The organism is Curtobacterium sp. L3-7 (genome assembly GCF_048756585.1).
Taxonomy (GTDB): domain Bacteria; phylum Actinomycetota; class Actinomycetes; order Actinomycetales; family Microbacteriaceae; genus Curtobacterium.
Genome location: NZ_CP151474.1, coordinates 838,321 through 854,475, shown reverse-complemented (window position 1 = coordinate 854,475; position 16,155 = coordinate 838,321). Strand labels below are relative to the sequence as shown.

Here is a 16,155-nt window from a genome sequence, read left to right as displayed (position 1 = left end):
GCCGTCGCGTCAATGCTTTTCATCAGGCATGACGATCAGGTAAATTACCCACCATGGCACCAGCCGAGCCCGCTGCCCTCGTCGACCTGGGGAAGACGACGTGCCGTGTGCGCGTCGGCGACCGGTCCGCCTCGGGGCACGGGAGCGCCGGCCTCGCGGAGCACGACGGGCTCGAGGACGCGATCGCCGCGATCACCGACGCACTGGCCGAGCTCCACGCGCCGGGAGCTGCGCCCACATCACTCGCCGCACTCGCGACGTTCGCCAGCGGTGTCGCCATCGGCGCTGCGGGAGCCGCCACCGTGCCCGATCGCGCCCGCGAACTGGCGGACTGCGTCGCCACGGCCTCCGGCGGACGCGCCGTCGTCACGAGCGACGTCGTGACCGCGCACGCCGGTGCCCTCGGCGGCGCACCCGGGACCGTGCTGGTCGCCGGCACCGGAGCGGTCGCGATCGGGATCGACCCGACCGGACGGATCCGACGCGCGGACGGCTCGGGCATCTGGCTCGGCGACGACGGGTCCGGCCGCTGGATCGGACAACAGGGCCTGCGCGCTGCCCTCCGCGCGCACGACGGACGCGGACGCGACACCGCACTCCGCGATGCCGCGATGTCGCTGGCGCCGTCGCTCGACGCACTGCCCGCCGTCGTCGGCGGGTCCGCGACCCCCGAGCGCACCCTGGCCGCCTTCGCGCCCGTCGTCCTGTCGCACGCGGCCGACGGCGACGCCGTCGCGTCGGACATCGTCGAGCGGGCGATCGAGCACCTCGTCACGACGGCCCGCGCGGTGGCTCCACCCGAGTCCGCGACGCACCTGGTCGCGATCACCGGTGGACTCGTCGCGCACGACGGATTCGCGGCGCGGCTCCGGCAGGCGCTCGTCGACGGCGATCTCGACGTCGTCGAGCCGCTCGGTGACGCCCTCGACGGCGCCGCACTCATCCTCGACAACCCCGATCTCCCCCATGAGAGGCAGGTGTCCCGTGTCGATGCCCCGTGACCCAGACGACGCGCTCCTCGACGCCATCGGCGACGAACTCAGCACGCTCGCCACCGAGTCCGTCGACGAGCGCCGCAGCTCCGTCGACCTCCTCGACACCGCCGACCTCGTCGCCGCCATGCACGACGGGAACCGCGCCGCGTTCGACGCCGTCGGCACCTCGCTCCCCGCGATCGCCAGCGCCGTCGACGCGATCAGCTCGCGGATGGCCGGCGGCGGCCGGCTCATCTACATCGGCGCGGGGACGTCCGGCCGCCTCGGTGTCCTCGACGCGAGCGAGTGCCCACCGACGTTCGGGACCGATCCGTCGCTCGTCGTCGGCATCATCGCCGGCGGGGAGCCCGCGATCCGCTCTGCCGTCGAACGCTCCGAGGACGACGAGGCATCGGGAGCAGCCGACCTCGCCGCCGTCGGGCTCACCGCGCAGGACACCGTCGTCGGACTCTCCGCCTCCGGCCGCACCCCGTACGTGCTGGGCGCGCTCCGTGCCGCGAACGAGGTCGGTGCGCTCACCGTCTCGGTCGCCGGCAACGAGCACTCCAGGACGGGCCAGACGGCGGCGATCGCGATCGAGGCCCCGGTCGGCGCCGAGTTCATCGCCGGCTCGACCCGGCTCAACGCCGGGACCGCCCAGAAGCTCGTGGTCAACATGCTCTCGACCCTGACGATGGTGCGGCTCGGCAAGACCTACGGCAACGTCATGGTCGACCTCCGCGCGACGAACGCCAAGCTCGTCGCCCGCAGCCGCCGCACCGTCGTCTCGGTCACCGGCGTCGACACCGCGACGGCGGCCACCGCCCTCGACGCGGCGCACGGCTCGGTCAAGGAGGCGGTCTTCGCGCTCCTGACCGGCAGCAGCCCCGCCACCGCGACGTCCGCACTCGCCGCGGCGGACGGGCACCTGCGGATCGCACTCGACCGGGCGTCCTCCTCGACGGGCCTCGCACGATGACGCGCATGCTCGACCTGCTGGCCGCCCCGACGGTCGTCGGGGTCCCCGCGACGGTGCTCTGGAACGCACCGACCGCCCCACGACCGATCGACGCCGCCGCCGTGGTCGACGCGCCGGACCTCGTCGCGTGGGCCGCCGGCCTCGACGACGACGCACGGCTCGGACTGCTCGACCGCGCCGACACCCACGCCGTCCTCGGCGAGCCGGTCGTCGTCGTCGCCGAATCGGACGGATGGGCAGAGGTCCGCCTGCCGCTCCAACCGTCGTCGAAGCACCCGGACGGCTACCCCGGGTTCCTGCCGGCCGCGCACCTCCTGCCGCTCGCGAGCCCGCGGACCGACCCGGTCGTCGTGCGGAGCGGGCCGCTCCTCGGCGCGGTGCTCGACCGCCGTGCAGCGGGCGGGTGCCTCGGCCCCGACGGCGTCGTGCACGACCTCGCAGCGACCACAGTCACGTCGCTGCGCTCGACCTCGCCGGGGGCTGTCGACCCCTCCGATGCACTCGCGGTCGCCCGTACCTTCACGGGGATGCCGTACCTCTGGGCCGGGTCATCGGCCGCCGGTGTCGACTGCTCGGGCCTCGTCCACGTGTCCTACCGCGCCCTCGGGATCGTCGTCCCGCGTGACGCCGACGACCAGGCCGAGGCCCTCGAGCCGGTCGCGCCGGAGGACGCCCGACCCGGCGACCCGGTGTTCTTCGCGAACGAGCACGGCATCCACCACGTCGCCATGGCGACCGGTGGCGGCGCGACCTTCCACGCACCACGGACGGGGCAGCTCGTCGGCGCGGGGCGATTCGACACGGTGGCGGCGACCGAGACGGTGACCGCGGCGCGCGTCCGCTGAGCGAGCGTCGTCAGGACGGACGGGAGGCTCGAGGCGGGGCCGCCACGAGCCTCCCGTCAGCGGCTGGTCACCGCGATGCGCGCCGGATGCGGACCGCGGCCGCCTCGAACGGCGCCAACGACGTGCGCACGACGCCGTCCACGAGATCGACCGGAGCCCCGGTGTCGTCGCCGAGGTAGGTCGACCGGACGACGGTGTCGACGTCCACCCCGAAGGCGAGTTCGACGTCGACCGGCTCGTCCGCGAAGGACTGTAGCCGGACGATCGACGTCTGCTCGTCGTCACCGGCGACCACCGACACGAGCCGGACACGGGGATCGCTGATAGTGAGAAGCTCCGCCGACGCCGGGTCCGCGATGCCCACACCGGACGCCGGGACGGCTGCGAGCGGCCGGACCAGGTCGGCCGTGGTCTGCACCGCCACGGCCTCGATCGGCTCGGCCGTGTGCGCCCGCACACCGATCGCGTACTCGAACGTGGCGGTGAAGCCCTGCTCGATCGGGAAGTTCGTGTCCCACACGTTGTTGTGCAGCCACGAGTACACGGTCGCCGCACGGTTCGGCGCAGTGCTCGCGGGGAAGGGTGCGTACGGCAGCGAGATCGTGCCGGGGTGCACGAGCGGTGCGTCCTTGGTGACCCACACCACCGCGTCGTCGCCGTCCTGCACGCTGACCCAGTTGCGGATCGCACGCATGTGCTGCGGGGCACCGGGCACGTGCTGCAACCCGTCACCGGTCACGCCGCCGGAGACCTCGTACCGGACCAGCGGCTCGGTCGCGGCGAAGGGGAACGCGAAGAAGGCGCTCTCCTTGGTGCGGGTGACGGGCTTCTCGAGACGGTTCTCGATGCGCAGCCGTGGCTCACCGTGCCGGAGGCGCAGCGTCACCGTGACACCGTCCACCCCGGCAGCGGCGAACCGGTAGACCAGCCGCTCCTCGACCGCGTCCGAGACCCGCTCGACGAGCACCGCCGGCCCTGCGGTCGTGCGGCCGGCGAGGAGTTCGAGCCGGTCCGAGCTCCACAGCTTGTTCGACAGGTGGTTCACGCCCGCCCCGGACGAGCCGTACTCGTCGTAGACGTAGCCGTTGAACCCGGCAGGGGCGTCCTGCTCGACGATCTCCCGGCCGGTCGCCACCTCGACGACGGAGCGGATGGTGGAGGTCCTCGGGTCGACGGCCACGCGGAGGTACGCGTTCTCGAGGGAGAACAGCTCGGCGGCCGGGGTGGTGAGGGCGTCGTGGAACCGAGGTGCGGCGACCGCGCCGTCAGCCGGCAGCACGTCGATCCGCACGAAGCCGAACGCCGGGACGTCGGTCAGCTGCACCGTCAGCCAGCGGCCGGACTCGCGGTGCAGCGAGTTGGACTGCGGTTCGACGACCAGCCCGAGTGAAGCGCCGGTGCGGCCGTCACGGACACCGACACCGGCGTCGAGCGGGACGGTCGACTCCTTCAGCAGGAAGCGGACCGCTCCGGTGCGGGTGACGCCGGACGCGTTCGCCACCACGATCGACACGAGGGCGTCCTCCGGCGCCGCCACGGTGTCCGCGAGGTACACGAGTGCGTGCTCCTCGAGGTCACGGCCGCGCTGGTGACCGGTGAGCGCCTGCGCGACCTTCCACTGCCACTGCCGCTCCCCCGAGTCGTAGCCCTCGTCGCCGTGGGTCCACGAGTTGCTCGCACCCCAGGTGTGCTCGTTGAACATCGAGATCGCGTCGTACGCCTGGTCCGAGTCGGCGCGCTCCGTCGGGATCGCCTGACCACCGAGCCACGCGGCGGCCTGCGAGAAGGAGCGGGCGTCGCTCACGGTCGCCTGCGCCTCACGAGCGAGCGCGAGGGGCACGGCGGCCGACCCGACGCCCTCGACCCACCAGTCGCCCCAATCCCCCTCGACCGTGATCAGCTCGTCGCCGTGGCGCGCCTCCGCCTCGGCGAAGAAGTCCTCGTTCGTCGAGACGCGCAGTGTCGGTGACGTCCAGGTCTCGTTCCACCGCCGGACGATCTCGGAGAGGTGCAGCCGAGCCGGGCCGTTGTCACCCATGAAGCCCTGCGTGCGGAGGTGCAGCACACCCCACGGGTACCCAGGTCGTCCCTCTGCCTCCTCGCCGTGCGCGCCGAACACCCCTGGCGGGAACGGGTAGCCGCGGGTCGCGAGGGCGGTGAGGTAGGCGGGCAGGTAGGTCTCGGCGACCTCGTACGACTCCGTCAGGCCCACCATCGGGCCCTCCATGTAGGCGAGGCCGTGCGGGCTGTCCGTCATCCACACCACGACGGAGTTGCCGGCGGGCGTGCGCCACCGGAACAGTCGCGGGAGCTCGAGGGCGCCGTTCTGGTGCGGCATCGAGCGACCCGCCCAGTTGTGCGCGACGGCGAGGTACCGGACGCCGACCTCCTGCAGCGCGTCGGGCAGCCCGGCGACCTGCCCGGGGACGTCGGTCTGCATGGCGGTCGTGAAGTCGATGCCGTACTGCTCCCGGATGCGTCGGGCCTCCCGCAGCAGCTCGTGGAGCTCCTCCGTCGAACAGGTGTCGGTGTGCAGGTTGTAGGGCATCGCGCTCAGGCCGATCGAGCCATGCTGCACGAGCCGCACGAACTCGGCGACCTTGGCCGCTGGACGGTGTCGCTCCCAGTCGGCGAACGCCCACAGCGCCTCGACGTTCCAGCGGAAGCGCGCGGCGTCCGGCCACTCGCTCGTGGCCGCGGCGAGCTCCACCGCGGAGTCGACGTACGACCGCTGTGCGGAGATCACGGTGGTCTGCGGGTCGGTGTACCCGAAGTCGAAGTGCGAGTGGTGCACGACGTGGACGGACCAGTCCCGCTGCGGCTGCAGCACGAACGACACGGTCTCGTCGCCGAGCTCGGGCAGCGCCAGGGTCACCTCGGTCGGCTCGTCGACGGCACGGACGAGGAGCCGGACGGATGTGTCGTCCGGGGCCGGAGCCCTGCCGACGACCAGGTCCCCGTCCGGCCCGGCGATCGTCGGGGTCACCCGGTCCGGGAGCCGGCCGTCGACGAGCAGCCGCACAGCCTGCACCGTCACCCCGTCCCGCTCGGTCTTCAGCGGTTCGGGGAGGACCCGAACGCGGGTGCCGCCGATGGTCGCGGCGACGACGGTGGCCCGGTCGAGCAGGCCGTCACGGGCCTCCAGGTGGGACCAGGGTTGCGCGGAGACGAGGGCGGGTTCGGTCATCGAGACGGACTTCCTTCTGGTTCTGGACGAGGTGCGGGGAACGGGGTCTGGGTCAGGCGGTCGGGTTGAGCCCACGGGCGAAGAACCGCTGGAACGCGAAGAACACGATGATCGTCGGCAGGGACGCGACGAGCGCCCCGGCGAGCGCCACCGGCGGCCCGTACGTGGAGTAGTTGCCGGTCAGGTCGGCCAACGTGGCCATCACCGGCCGGATGTTCGGGCTCGACGACAGCGTCAGGCCGAACAGCAGGTCGTTCCAGATCCAGGTGAACTGGAAGACGAACGCGGCGAGGAGGGCACTCGTCGACAGCGGCAGGTGGACCTGGAAGAACATGCGGACCCACCCGGCCCCGTCGAGCGACGCCGCCTCGCGCACCTCGTTCGGCAGGCCGGTCATGTGCCCGCGCACCACGAAGAACGCGAACGGGATCGTCAGCGCGACGTAGACGAGGAGCATGCCGTACTGCGTGTCGAACAGCGATGCCGCGGCGTACCCGGTGAACAGCGGCGACAGGAAGGCCTGCAACGGCAGGATCGTGCCGATGTAGATCACCCAGAACCAGAACGTCGGGCGCTTCACGGGCATGATCGTCACCGCGAACGACGCCAGCGCTGCGATGAACACCGCGGCACCGGCTCCGAACACGGAGTACAGCAGGCTGTTCAGCATGCCCTGCCCGACGTTCGCGTTCTGGAAGGCGGTGGCGATGTTGTCGAACAGCGACCACGAGGTCGGCCACCACGACGGGGTGCCCGAGTAGTCGGCGCTCTTCGTGAACGCGTTGACCACGAGCAGGTACGACGGGATCAGCCAGATCAGTGACACGACCGTCAGCACGACGGCCAGGATGCGGCGAGAGGTCTTCGTCATCGGACGGCTCCAGCTAGTCGGTGGGTCGGAGTTGCCGGCGGAGGTACGCCCACGAGGCCACGACGACCACGAGCGTCAGGAACACGGCGACCGCCGCACCCGATCCGTACCGCGAGAGCGTGAACGTCTCGCGGTACATGGTGAGCGCGAGCGTCTCGGACGCCGTCCCGGGGCCGCCGTTCGTGAGCAGCAGCACCTGGTCGAAGACCTTCAGGCTGCCGACGATCGAGATCCCCACCACGACGACGGTCATCGGGCGCAGCTGCGGGAACGTCACCGACCAGAACAGCCGCCATCCGGAGGCGCCGTCGATCTGTGCGGCCTCGAGCGTGTTCGGCGGGATCGACTGGAGCCCGACGAGGAACAGGATCACGCAGGCGCCGGTGGCCTGCCAGGTCGTCGCGACGATCATCATCACGGTGTTCAGCGGCCACTGCAGCAGCCACTGCGAGACGAGCCCGTCGAGCCCGACCATCCGCAGGAGCGTGTCCAGGCCGCCGTCCGTCGAGAGCATGAACGTCCACACCACGGCGGTCGCCGAACCGGAGATCGCGTACGGCAGCACGATCGCGAACCGGGCGAGGCCGCCGAGCTTGAGCTTCCACGTGCCGACGGCGATCGCGAGACCGATCCCGACCGGCAGCAGCAGCGTGCCGACGACCCAGAGGAACGTGTTCAGCACGGACTGCCCGAACGCGGGATCGGCGAACATCGCGCGGTAGTTCTCGATCCCGACCCAGCTCCGGGTGAACCCGTTGTCGTTGAAGAAGCTGCGGTAGATCGTGAACAGGAACGGGACGACGAGCAGCGCGACCACCAGCACGACGGAGGGGGCGAGGAACGCGCCGCCGGTGAGGCGGGCCCTGAGCGGTGCCCGTCTCGGGGACGTGGGCCGACGTCGGTCGGTGGGCCGGGCCTCCTGGTCGAGCACCGTGTCGGGGACGGGCGGCTGTGTGAGCGTCATGCGGCGTTCCAGGTCTTCCACTCGGTCACTGCTCGGTTCTGCATGGAGCGCAGGGTGGCGGCGCCGTTCGGCTTCGAGGGGTTCACCATGAAGGACCCGAGGTCCTGCACGTTGCCCTCGATGAGCGGCGTGGGCGAGGCTTCCCAGTAGCGGGTGAGCTCGACGGGGCTGGTGTCGGCAATGTCCTTCGCCAGGACCTTCACGAGGTTCGACTTCGGCAGCGCGTGCGGGTTCGGACTGGTGTCGCCGAGGAACCCGACCCATGCCGTCTGCACGTCGGTCGCGAGCCAGTTCTCCGCGACCTCGACCGCTGCACGGTGCCGGTGCGCCTTGACCGGGACCGACAGCGACCCGCTCTCGACGACGATCGCCGGTGCCGCCGACCCGCGCGGCGGGACCCGGAAGAACCCGATGTCCGCGTCGGTGAGCCCGGCGGCGAGGAGGGTGTTCGCGAACCACGTGCCGTAGAGCATCATGCCGAACTTGCCCTGCTTCACGAGGCCGGGCAGGTCGTTCGACGTGACGTCCGGCGCCGAGAAGAACCCCTCGGCGTACATCGAGGACCAGAGGTCCATCGCCTGCTGCGCCGGGGCCTCCGTGTAGCTGGCCTTGTCCGTCGTGACGGCCTTGTAGTAGTCCGGGTCGATCGAGGCGAGCAGCTGCATGAACCAGATCTCGGCCTCCCACGTGGTGGCACCCGGGGAGAGGAACGGGGTGATGCCGGCGTCCTTGAGCTTCTGCGCGGCGTCGAGCATCTCGTCGAACGTCGTCGGCACGTCGATGCCGTGCTCGGCGAACGCCTGCTTGCTGTAGAACACGGCGTAGTAGCTCTTGTAGAGGGGGACGCCGTAGGCCTTGCCGCGGTAGCTGAACGACTCGCGCTGCGCCGGGTCCACCCACCCGTGCTCGACCGCGGCGTCCCACACGGGATTGAGGTCGGTCAGGATGTCGGCGCGGGCGATGTCCTGCAGCCGGTACCCGTTCGTCCACTTGATGAGGTCGGTGGTGCTGTCGGTCTGCGCCGTCATCCGGATGACCTGCGTGTAGTTGTTCACGCTGGCGATCGACCGCGACGTGATGCGGTACCCGATGCGCTTCGCGAGCACCGCGGACGCTGCGGCGTACCCGGGACCCCACGTGGGGTTGTCGCTGTTCAGGGTGACCGTGCCCGGTGCGGACGGCTGCGTGTCGGAACCCCTGGCACAGGCGGCCAGGGTCATGGCGAGCAGGCCGCCGCCGCCCAGCGCGAGCGCGGTGCGTCGGGTCACGGCAGGCCCTCTGGAGAACGGGTTGGGCATCGGGCGTTCCATTCGACGGTGAATTGATAACGTTACCAACGGGAGCATACACGGCACCGGACCAGCCGCAAGAGGGATGTCCGGTATACAGGGACACATGCAGGCAGCCGCGGGGTCCGGACCGAACCGGAAGCCCGCGATGACCGTGAAGGACATCGCGCGGGTGGCCGAGGTCAGCCCGATGACGGTCTCCCGGGTGCTGTCCGGCGGCAAGAACGTGCGGCCTGCGCTCCGGGAACACGTCGAACGCGTCATCGCGGAGGTCGGCTACCACCGGAACGAGAACGCACGGAGCCTGCGGCCAGGACAGCGCTCCGGGCTCGTCGGCGTGATGATCACGAACATCGGCAACCCGTACTACGCCGGAGTGGTGCAGGGCATCGAGCAGGTCGTCGCGGGTACCGGTCGCCGCATCTTGGTCGGCACCACCAACGAGGACCAGGACCTCGAGCGGCAACTCCTGTCGGACTTCCTCGGCCGGCAGGTCGAGGGGCTCATCGTGGTCCCGGCCGGAGCGGACGCCGACCGGTTCGCCGCCGATCGCCTCCACGACGTCCCACTCGTCCTCGCCTCGCGCACCGTCGAGGACGTCGCAGCCGACGCCGTCCTGATCGACGACGTGCACGGCGCGCGGGACGCGACCTCACTCATGCTCGACGACGGGCACCGCCGGATCGCGTTCCTCGGCAACAAGGTCACGGTGTCGACCGGTCAGCGCCGGCTCGCCGGCTTCCGGAGCGCCTTCGCCGCACACGCGGTGACACCCGACGAGTCCCTCGTCGTCCTCGAACTGCAGGACACCGACACGGCGGAGCGCGCGATGCGCCGACTCCTCGCCCTGCCCGAGCCGCCGACCGCCGTGTTCGCCGCGAACAACCGGATCAGCGTCGGTGCGATCCGGGCGATCGCCACGGCCGTCCACGACGGGACGGTCACCTCGCCGCCACGCCTGTTCGCGTTCGACTCGTTCGACTTCGCGGACATGGCGCCGATCGCGCTGTCCGTCATCGACCACGACCCGGCGGAGCTCGGTCGCGTCGCGGCGCGGATGCTGCTGTCGCGGCTCGACGGGTCCGCCGACGGCGAGCCGCCGCGGCTGGTCGAGCTGCCGGTGCACATCGTCCACCACTGAGCGCGCGGCCGGTCCGGTCCGAACTGGAGGCCCGGCTTGCGTCCCAGCGCACCTTGCGGGGTAGTGTTGGTAACGTTATCAGCGCGAAAGGGGCCCCATGTCCACCTTCCTGCCCACCGGGGTGACCGTCGGCCAGTACGACAAGGCACCCACCATCGACCTCCCGCCGGGACACGCTGCCTGGAGCGGCGAGGACACGTGGGAGCAGCTCGCCGCACGCCTCTCCGGTCGGCACGTCATGGCAGTGGACACGTACCCGGGGAGCGACCTGGACGGCCTCCGCCGCGAACTCGCCGCCGTCGCCCCTGAGGCGCTCCTCATCGACGTCGAAGCCGCTGCTGCCCTGCCGAACGCCGTTATCGAGGAGCGCATCGCCGCGAACCTCACCGACGACCGCGTCTTCGGCGTCCTCGGGCACCAGGTGCTCACCGACTTCTACGACACGTCCCGCCTCGCGGACGTCGCCGAGCAGATCAGCGCAGCCGAGGGCCCCGTCGTGGTCATCGGCTGGGGCGCGACCCTGGTGCCGACCGAGTTCGACACGGTGGTGCTCGCCGACCTGGCACGGTGGGAGATCCAGCGCCGGCAGCGAGCCGGAGCGCCGAACTGGCGCGCGGACAACGCCGACGAGGACCAGCTCCGCAAGGTCAAGCGAGGCTACTTCGTCGAGTGGCGCGTCGCCGATCGGCACAAGCGCGACCTGTTCGACCGGATCGACCTGGTCCTCGACGCGAACGGCTCGATGGCGGACGCGAAGCTCGTCACGGCCGAGACCTTCCTCGCCGGCCTGGAACTCGCGAGCCGTCGCCCCTTCCGCGTGGTCCCCTTCTTCGACCCCGGGGTGTGGGGCGGGCAGTGGATGAAGGAGGTCCTCGAGGTCGGGGACGCCGACAACTACGCCTGGTGCTTCGACTGCGTCCCCGAGGAGAACAGCCTGCTGTTCCGCATCGGCGACACGGTCGTCGAGCTCCCGGCGCTCGACCTGGTCTTCCGGCACCCGCGCGAGCTGCTCGGGGCGAAGACGTACGCCCGGTTCGGCGCGGAGTTCCCGATCCGCTTCGACTTCCTCGACACCATGGCCGGCGGCAACCTCTCCCTGCAGGTGCACCCGCTGACCGACTACATGCAGAACGTCTTCGGCATGCCCTACACGCAGGACGAGAGCTACTACATGCTCGATGCCGCGGACGACGCCGTCGTGTACCTCGGGGTCCGGGACGACGCCGACCCCGAGGCGATGCAGGCAGCACTGCGGACCGCGTCGTCGGGTGAGGAGCCCTTCCCGGCGGACCGCTACGTGAACACCTTCCCGGCGAAGAAGCACGACCACTTCCTCATCCCCGCCGGCACCGTGCACTGCTCCGGAGCGGACTCGATGGTCCTCGAGATCTCCGCGACCCCGTACATCTTCACCTTCAAGATGTGGGACTGGGGACGGGTCGGCCTCGACGGGGTCCCGCGTCCGGTGCACCTCGACCACGCCTTCGCGAACATCCAGTGGGACCGCCGCACCGACTTCGCCCGCGACGAGCTCGTCAACCAGGTGACCGAGGTCGCACGCGGTGACGGCTGGGTCGAGGAACGCACGGGGCTCCACGAGCTCGAGTTCATCGAGGTCCGTCGGCACTGGTTCGACGGCGTCGTCCCGCACGACACCGACGGCACCGTGAACGTCCTCAACCTCGTTGAGGGCGCCGAGGCCGTCGTCGAGAGCCCGGACGGCGCGTTCGAGCCGTTCGTCGTCCACTACGCCGAGACGTTCATCGTCCCCGCGAGCGTCGGCCGCTACACGATCCGCCCCTGCGGACGCGGGGTGGGGCAGCGGCTCGGCACGGTGAAGGCGGCGGTCCGCGGGACCGGGCTCAGCGACTGAGCCGGCGGGCACCACTCGCCCACGCCGATGCGGCGCCGACGAGTGGTGCCCGGGAACCGAGCGCGGCCCGGACCAGGTCACCGTCCTCGTCCAGCGCCAGCCCGGCTCGGAGCGGGGCCTCGATGACGTCCCACGACCGCGCGATCGAACCGCCGACGACGACCCGGTCGGCTCCGAACCGCTCCACCCACGGCCGCAGCGCCGCACCCAGCGCGCGCATCGCCGACGCGACCACCTCGCGTGCCTCCCGGTCGCCGGCCCGGGCAGCGGCGCAGATCTCCTCGACCGTCCGCTCCCGGCCGGACCGCGCGCGGTCGGCAAGCCGGATCGCCGGCGATGAGACGGTCTCCTCCAGCGGGTGCCCGTCGATCGAGAGCCGGTGCACCTCCCCGGCCTCCGGGACGGTCGGCCCGCTCCTGACCTCTGCACCGTCCACGAGGAACGCCGAACCGACCCCGGTCCCAAGGGTGATGCAGACCATCCGGCGCGCGCCGACTCCCGCCCCAGAAGCCCACTCCCCGATGCCGTACGCGACCGCGTCGTTCACGAACCGGACCGCTGCCGGAGCGACTCCGAGCCGATCGGCGAGGGCGGCCCGGAGGTCGATCCCCGCGATCGACCGGAACTTGTCGACCCCGGCGAACGTGCCCGTCCCCGCCTCGGCGTCGAACGGACCGGGCATCGCGATCGACCAGCCCGCGAGCGTCTGGTGCGCAGCCAGCACCCGTCCCGGAGCCGCGAGCTGCTCGAGGAGCTCGTCACGCGCCGCGTGCGGATCGACCGGTGCTCCGCGCTCGACGAGGACGTCGCCCGCCGACCCGGGGTCGACGAGCGCAGCCGTGACGTGGCCCCCACCGACGTCCATGACGCCGATGGGGGCCTCGCTGCTCCGCCGATCGCTCAACTGACGTCCCCGAGGCGGTCCGACGACCACCCGAGCACGGCGAAGACCTGGATCATCGCCGCCTGGTCGAGCGTCGCTGCCGGCCGCGCCCAGTCGGGGTCGCCGCCGCCGCTCGGCTGGAAGTGGAACAGGCCGGTCGTCGGGTCGCGGTTGTCCCGCCACGTCGCCGTCGCCCACTGCTCCGCAGCCGCGCGGTAGGACGGGTCGTGCTGCACGGAGTCGAGCAGCAGCAGGTCCTTGCAGTAGAACGCGTTGAAGACCGCCGGCTGCTGCTGGAGTCGGCCGTCCGCGCTCCAGTACCGCAGTGACGCGCGCGCGGCCGAGGTCGTCTGGCGCAGGTACTTCGGGTCGTCGGTCGCCCGGTAGAGGATCGTCGCCGTGCCGATCATCGCGCCCGAGTTGTAGGTCCAGAGCGTGGAGTCGACGCTCCCGTCGTCACCGAGGCTGTTCCGGTACAGCCCGGCCGACTGGCGCAGACACCTGTTGTTCCAGTCGTACAGCCTGGTGCTCCAGCGCAGGTACGACGCGTCCTTCGTCTCCTCGTAGAGGTGTGCCGCGAGCTGCGCGGTCAGCCCGGTGACGTTCGCCGCGCGGGTCGTGTTGTCCGGGCGGTCGATCCAGTCGGAGCCCCCGGGGCAGGTGAGCGCACTGTCCTCGTTCCAGCTCCTGACCGCCACGTCGAACGCCGCTCGCGCGTGGTCGAGCGACGCGGCGTCGTCCGTCGCCTGGTACTGGCTGACGAACGAGAGACCCACGACGGCATTGTCGTCGTAGTACACGTCTCCGCCGCTGCCGAGCGGTGCCGGGAGGTACGACTCGTACCCGGCGCGGCCACCCGGAGCGACGGCGTAGTAGTGCTGGAACCCGTCGATGCGCGCCGCGGCGGAGTTCGTGTACGCCGGACCGACGCCGTCGATCCCCTGCAGGTCGAGCGCGGCCTGCGTGGCTTCGCGGTACTCCCAGAGGAAGGAGTACGGGTTGCCGACGGTCGTGTCCGTGTTCTCGCGGTAGAGCCCGTGGCCGGCGGCTCCGGTGTACAGGTTGTCCTGCATGGCGTCGTAGGTCGCGCTCGCGCGCTGCTGCCAGACCGGGTCCGGCGCGCTCTGGGCGGCGGTCGCCGCGTCGGCTGCGTTCGGTGCGGCGGCCACGAGGACGCCCATGACGATCGCAGTGGCGGTGAGACGGACGGCGCGGGTGATCGGTGCGGTGGTCTGACTGAGCATCGTTGCTCCCCTGGTCGTTGGTATCGTTACCATACGGGGCGGGTGACGACATGACAAGACCGGCCGTCTCCGGACGGGAGGCACGGTGCGGGCCCGCACCGTGCCTCCCGTCCGGAGGTGGGAACGGGTGCGACCTTGCTCCGCGACTCAGCGGGGACGGCGCGCCGTCCCCTGGGGCGCCGACCGGGACGACGGGATCAGCCCGGCCGCGATGACGAGCAAGCCGATGCCACTCCCGAGCACCGAGAGGTGGATCGACATCGAGGTGACGTCGAGGCCGGATCCCGCCGCGAGGAGCAGGCGATCGGCGAGGAGCGCCGTGCCGTTCGTGACCAGCGCCGAGACCGCGATGAGGCCGAGGCCGACGAAGACCGCGGCGGGGACCACGCGTCTCGCGCGGTGCACGGCGAGCAGGATGCACGCGACACCCACCGCCGTGCCACCGACGACACCGATCCCCGGGACGACCAGCCGGAGGAACGGCTCGGAGAAGACGTCGGGGACCCGGACCCGCAGGGCCGTCGTCTGGACCACCCCCGCGACCGCGGCCACCAGGAGCAGCGCCTGCGCGGCCGGGACCGCCCGCAACGGACGTTCGTCCGACGCACCGAAGCCCAGGATGAGCAAGCCGGCGAGTGTCAGGGGCCCGGCGAAGAGCGACGCCACGGACGCGACCTCGTGACTGACGTCGATCAGGAGCGTGGCGCAGGTGCACAGGCCGGCTGCGGTGAACACCGCTGCTCCGACCGAGACGGCATCGAGGCCGCGGAGCTTGGTCGACCGACCGTCGCTCACGATGCCTCGCCCATCACAGTCGCCAGCGTACTCACCGACGACGACGGCGATCCTCGTCCGCCGCGATGCGGCTCGCGGTTCACGCCGACGGGATGCTCGCGCCGTCGCGGGCCGGCCACGACGGAGCGACCCGCACCAGGACGCGGCCGGTACGACCGGCGTCGACGTCGTCGTGCGCCTGCGCGATCTGGTCGAGGGGAAGCACCTGCCCGACCGAGAGGCGGAGCGCACCCGCATCCAGGGCGGTGACCAGGTCGTCCATCGCGGCGCGCTTCGCGGTCGGTGGGAAGTCGTCGCTGCCGAGGAACCGGACGGTGACGTTGGCGAAGAGCAGCGGTGGGAACGGCAGCGAGACGCGGTCTCCGCGCGCGAAGTACGTCGCGATCACCCCGTCGTTCGCGATCACGGACGCGTCCAGGTCCCCGTTGGCGTCCAGCGCCACCTCGACGATCCGGTCGACGCCGTCCGGTGCGATGCGCCGGACGGCGGCCGCCGGGTCGTCGTCGAGTGCGATGACGTGATCGACGTCGGGGAGCCCTGCCGCATCGAGGTCCGACGATCGGCGGACCGTGCCGATGACCGTCGCACCGCCCCACTGCGCGAGCTGCGCGGCGATCCCGCTGACACCGCCGCGGATGCCGTGCACGAGGACGACCTTCCCGGTCACCGGGCCGTCGCCGAACACAGCCCGGTGAGCCGTGATCCCGGGGATGCCGAGGAGCGCGCCGATCTCGTCGCTGACCGTGTCGGGCAGCGGGGTGATGAGGTCCGTCGGGACGACGGTGTACTCGGCGGCGGTGCCGAACTGCCGGTACGACTGCGCGCCGTGCACGGCGACGCGGCGGCCGACCAGGCCCTCGTCGACGCCCGCGCCGACCCGGTCCACGACGCCCGCACCGTCACTGTGCGGGATCACCACCGGGTAGGGCATCGCCGACCCCAGCCACCCGTCGCGCTTCTTCGTGTCACCAGGGTTCACCCCGGAGAACGCGATCCGGACCCGGACCTCCCCCTCGCCGGGAGCGGGATCAGGTCGTTCTCCGACTCGCAGCACCTCGCTCGCCGGACCTTGTTCGTCGTACCAAGCAGCCCTCATGACTCCACGTCCTC

Annotated in this window: 13 protein-coding genes; 5 read left to right on the top strand and 8 right to left on the bottom strand. The window is 71.4% G+C overall.

From position 1 onward, the window contains the following. The first annotated feature begins 53 nt into the window (after positions 1-53). The 3 genes from AAEP80_RS04365 to AAEP80_RS04355 are packed head-to-tail and all read left to right on the top strand — an operon-like array spanning position 54 to position 2,798. Positions 54-1,001, top strand: a complete 948-nt coding sequence (locus tag AAEP80_RS04365; RefSeq protein WP_420366099.1) for an N-acetylglucosamine kinase — start codon at positions 54-56, stop codon at positions 999-1,001. Then, on the top strand, positions 991-1,953 hold the full coding sequence (gene murQ / locus AAEP80_RS04360) for an N-acetylmuramic acid 6-phosphate etherase (protein ID WP_420366098.1): 963 nt from the start codon (positions 991-993) through the stop codon (positions 1,951-1,953). The genes AAEP80_RS04365 and murQ overlap by 11 nt, the downstream gene beginning before the upstream one ends. A gap of 5 nt (positions 1,954-1,958) precedes the next feature. Beyond that, a complete protein-coding gene (locus AAEP80_RS04355; RefSeq protein WP_420366097.1) occupies positions 1,959-2,798 on the top strand; it encodes an NlpC/P60 family protein in 840 nt (279 codons plus the stop codon). Positions 2,799-2,865: 67 nt separating this feature from the next. Here the strand turns inward: AAEP80_RS04355 and AAEP80_RS04350 are convergent, their stop codons facing one another. Genes AAEP80_RS04350 through AAEP80_RS04335 form a run of 4 tightly spaced genes read right to left on the bottom strand, consistent with a single transcriptional unit; the run spans position 2,866 to position 9,088 of the window. Beyond that, complete coding sequence (locus AAEP80_RS04350) at positions 2,866-5,985, bottom strand: glycoside hydrolase family 38 C-terminal domain-containing protein (protein ID WP_420366096.1); 3,120 nt, start codon at positions 5,983-5,985, stop codon at positions 2,866-2,868. A gap of 52 nt (positions 5,986-6,037) precedes the next feature. Continuing rightward, entirely contained in the window at positions 6,038-6,856 is an 819-nt protein-coding gene (locus AAEP80_RS04345) for a carbohydrate ABC transporter permease (protein WP_420366095.1), read from the bottom strand. A gap of 13 nt (positions 6,857-6,869) precedes the next feature. Further along, positions 6,870-7,820 (bottom strand): carbohydrate ABC transporter permease, encoded by a 951-nt coding sequence (locus AAEP80_RS04340; protein ID WP_420366094.1) that lies wholly within the window; start codon positions 7,818-7,820, stop codon positions 6,870-6,872. Beyond that, positions 7,817-9,088 (bottom strand): ABC transporter substrate-binding protein, encoded by a 1,272-nt coding sequence (locus AAEP80_RS04335; protein WP_420366093.1) that lies wholly within the window; start codon positions 9,086-9,088, stop codon positions 7,817-7,819. The genes AAEP80_RS04340 and AAEP80_RS04335 overlap by 4 nt, the downstream gene beginning before the upstream one ends. Positions 9,089-9,215: 127 nt before the next feature. Here AAEP80_RS04335 and AAEP80_RS04330 point away from each other — a divergent pair, with 127 nt between their 5' ends. Together AAEP80_RS04330 and AAEP80_RS04325 are read left to right on the top strand one after the other, a co-directional pair. Next, entirely contained in the window at positions 9,216-10,250 is a 1,035-nt protein-coding gene (locus tag AAEP80_RS04330) for a LacI family DNA-binding transcriptional regulator (protein WP_420366092.1), read from the top strand. Between the two features lie 97 nt (positions 10,251-10,347). After that, complete coding sequence (locus AAEP80_RS04325) at positions 10,348-12,123, top strand: class I mannose-6-phosphate isomerase (protein WP_420366091.1); 1,776 nt, start codon at positions 10,348-10,350, stop codon at positions 12,121-12,123. Here AAEP80_RS04325 and AAEP80_RS04320 read toward each other — a convergent pair. The 4 genes from AAEP80_RS04320 to AAEP80_RS04305 all read right to left on the bottom strand — a co-directional run bounded on the left by AAEP80_RS04320 (position 12,113) and on the right by AAEP80_RS04305 (position 16,141). Beyond that, entirely contained in the window at positions 12,113-12,988 is an 876-nt protein-coding gene (locus AAEP80_RS04320; RefSeq protein ID WP_420366090.1) for an ROK family protein, read from the bottom strand. The two genes, AAEP80_RS04325 and AAEP80_RS04320, sit on opposite strands and share 11 nt — an antisense overlap. 35 nt (positions 12,989-13,023) lie before the next feature. After that, the gene (locus tag AAEP80_RS04315; protein ID WP_420366089.1) at positions 13,024-14,250 is read right to left on the bottom strand and encodes a glycoside hydrolase family 76 protein; all 1,227 of its coding nucleotides are present in this window, start codon (positions 14,248-14,250) and stop codon (positions 13,024-13,026) included. A gap of 147 nt (positions 14,251-14,397) precedes the next feature. After that, entirely contained in the window at positions 14,398-15,045 is a 648-nt protein-coding gene (locus tag AAEP80_RS04310) for a hypothetical protein (RefSeq protein WP_420366088.1), read from the bottom strand. Positions 15,046-15,124: 79 nt separating this feature from the next. Next, positions 15,125-16,141: an NADPH:quinone reductase gene (locus AAEP80_RS04305; protein WP_420366087.1), complete on the bottom strand. Its 1,017-nt coding sequence runs from the start codon at positions 16,139-16,141 to the stop codon at positions 15,125-15,127. Between the last annotated feature and the right edge of the window lie 14 nt (positions 16,142-16,155).

Coding starts and splice junctions, on each gene's coding strand:
- AAEP80_RS04365 (WP_420366099.1), top strand. CDS start 54: ATGGCACCAGCCGAGCCCGCTGCCCTCGTCGACCTGGGGAAGACGACG.
- murQ (WP_420366098.1), top strand. CDS start 991: ATGCCCCGTGACCCAGACGACGCGCTCCTCGACGCCATCGGCGACGAA.
- AAEP80_RS04355 (WP_420366097.1), top strand. CDS start 1,959: ATGCTCGACCTGCTGGCCGCCCCGACGGTCGTCGGGGTCCCCGCGACG.
- AAEP80_RS04350 (WP_420366096.1), bottom strand. CDS start 5,985: ATGACCGAACCCGCCCTCGTCTCCGCGCAACCCTGGTCCCACCTGGAG.
- AAEP80_RS04345 (WP_420366095.1), bottom strand. CDS start 6,856: ATGACGAAGACCTCTCGCCGCATCCTGGCCGTCGTGCTGACGGTCGTG.
- AAEP80_RS04340 (WP_420366094.1), bottom strand. CDS start 7,820: ATGACGCTCACACAGCCGCCCGTCCCCGACACGGTGCTCGACCAGGAG.
- AAEP80_RS04330 (WP_420366092.1), top strand. CDS start 9,216: ATGCAGGCAGCCGCGGGGTCCGGACCGAACCGGAAGCCCGCGATGACC.
- AAEP80_RS04325 (WP_420366091.1), top strand. CDS start 10,348: ATGTCCACCTTCCTGCCCACCGGGGTGACCGTCGGCCAGTACGACAAG.
- AAEP80_RS04320 (WP_420366090.1), bottom strand. CDS start 12,988: ATGGACGTCGGTGGGGGCCACGTCACGGCTGCGCTCGTCGACCCCGGG.
- AAEP80_RS04315 (WP_420366089.1), bottom strand. CDS start 14,250: ATGCTCAGTCAGACCACCGCACCGATCACCCGCGCCGTCCGTCTCACC.
- AAEP80_RS04305 (WP_420366087.1), bottom strand. CDS start 16,141: ATGAGGGCTGCTTGGTACGACGAACAAGGTCCGGCGAGCGAGGTGCTG.